Below are 1659 nucleotides of genomic sequence, written 5' to 3'. Positions count from 1 at the left end.
CGTGCGGTCGGCTCAGCTCGTGCGGTCGGCTCAGCTCGTGCGGTCGGCTCAGCTCGTGCGGTCGGCTCAGCTCGTGCGGTCGGCTCAGCTCGTGCGGTCGGCTCAGCTCGTGCGGTCGGCGATGAAGTCGCAGAGCGACTCCATCGCCCGGCGGGGCGAGCCCGCCGGCAGCTCGGTGAGCTGGGCCCGGGCCTCCTCCGCGTAGGTGCGGACGGTCTCGCGGGCCCGCTTCATCGCCGCGGACTCCCGCAGCAGCCCGAGCGCCTCGGCGTGCAGCGCGTCGTCGACCAGCGGCCCGGAGGCGAGCAGCTCGCGAAGGCGCACGGCGGCGACGTCGGTGTCGTCGTCAGCCAGCGCGTAGAGCACCGGAAGCGTCGGCACGCCCTCGCGGAGGTCGGTGCCGGGCGTCTTGCCCGACTGCACCGACTCGGAGGCGATGTCGAGCAGGTCGTCGGAGAGCTGGAACGCGACGCCGATCGTCTCGCCGTAGCCGGTGAGCGCCTCGACCTGCGCGGTCGTCACGCCGGAGAAGAGCCCGCCGAAGCGGGCCGAGGTGGAGATCAGCGAGGCCGTCTTGTCGGCGATGACGCTCAGGTGGTGCTCGATCGGGTCGGACCCCCGCGGGCCGACGGTCTCGGCGATCTGCCCGTGCACCAGCCGCGCGAACGTCCGCGCCTGCAGGTGAACGGCCTCCGGCCCGAGCGAGGCGGCGATGTCGGCGGCCCGGGCGAAGAGGTAGTCACCGATCAGAATGGCAACGGAGTTGCCCCACCGCGCGTTGGCGCTCGGCGCGCCGCGCCGCACGGTGGCCTCGTCCATGACGTCGTCGTGGTAGAGCGTCGCCAGGTGGGTCAGCTCGACGACCAGCGCGGCCGGCACGATCTCGGCCCGGGAGGGATCGCCCATCTGGGCGCCCAGGGCCAGGATCAGGGGCCGGAACCGCTTGCCGCCGGCGTCCATCAGGTGCCGCGAGGCCTCGGCCACCAGCGGATCGGCGCTCGCGACATTACTGCGCAGCGCATCCTCCACAGCGGCAAGCGTCGCCGACACCGACTCGTCGACCGCGGGGTCGATGTCGAGGCCAAGCGACGTCAGCGCGCTGTCTCCGGTGCTCACCACACTTTCACGATGCCATACGCCTCCGACAAGGGCGGGCGCAGGGGGGCCAACTACAAGGTCCAAAACCACGCCAAGGTGCGGATCCGGAAATGTCCACCAAGGCTCCCGCCCCCACGCGCCTGCCCACCCACCCCGATCAGGCCGCCGCCGCCCGAGTCGCCACCCCAGCCACAACCCGAACAACCCCGAGTCCACACACCCCACGCAACCCAGACACCCAAATCCGACGCGATCCGATCCGGACCGGGTTGGGCCGGCCTGGAACCGAGCCAAGCCGACACCTAGACCCGGCCGACCTGATCCAGGACCCCGACAGGAACGGAACGGAACGGGCCGGGCCGGGCCGGGCTGGGTGGGCCGGGCTGGGTGGGCCAGGCTGGGTGGGCCGGGCCGGGCCGGGCGGGCCGGCCGGGCGGGCGGGCGGGCCGGGCGGGTTGGGCCGGGCGGGCGGGCCGGGCGGGTTGGGCCGGGCGGGCCGGGCGGGCGGGCCGGGCGGGCGGGCCGGGCGAGTTGGGCCGGGCGAGTTGGGCCGGGCGAGTC

Annotated in this window: 1 protein-coding gene and 1 pseudogene; both read right to left on the bottom strand. The window is 74.3% G+C overall.

What is annotated here, in order from left to right:
- Positions 1–102 precede the first annotated feature (102 nt).
- Entirely contained in the window at positions 103–1095 is a 993-nt protein-coding gene (locus ACIBSW_RS25620; protein WP_404799477.1) for a polyprenyl synthetase family protein, read from the bottom strand.
- A 305-nt stretch (positions 1096–1400) separates the two neighbouring features.
- A pseudogene (locus tag ACIBSW_RS25615) lies at positions 1401–1659 on the bottom strand (hypothetical protein); the annotation flags it as partial.

This window comes from Actinoplanes sp. NPDC049668, from assembly GCF_044465445.1.
In the GTDB taxonomy this organism is placed as follows: Bacteria; Actinomycetota; Actinomycetes; order Mycobacteriales; family Micromonosporaceae; genus Actinoplanes.
The sequence above is the reverse complement of the archived record's forward strand: the minus strand, read 5'-3'. Positions and strand labels throughout refer to the sequence as shown.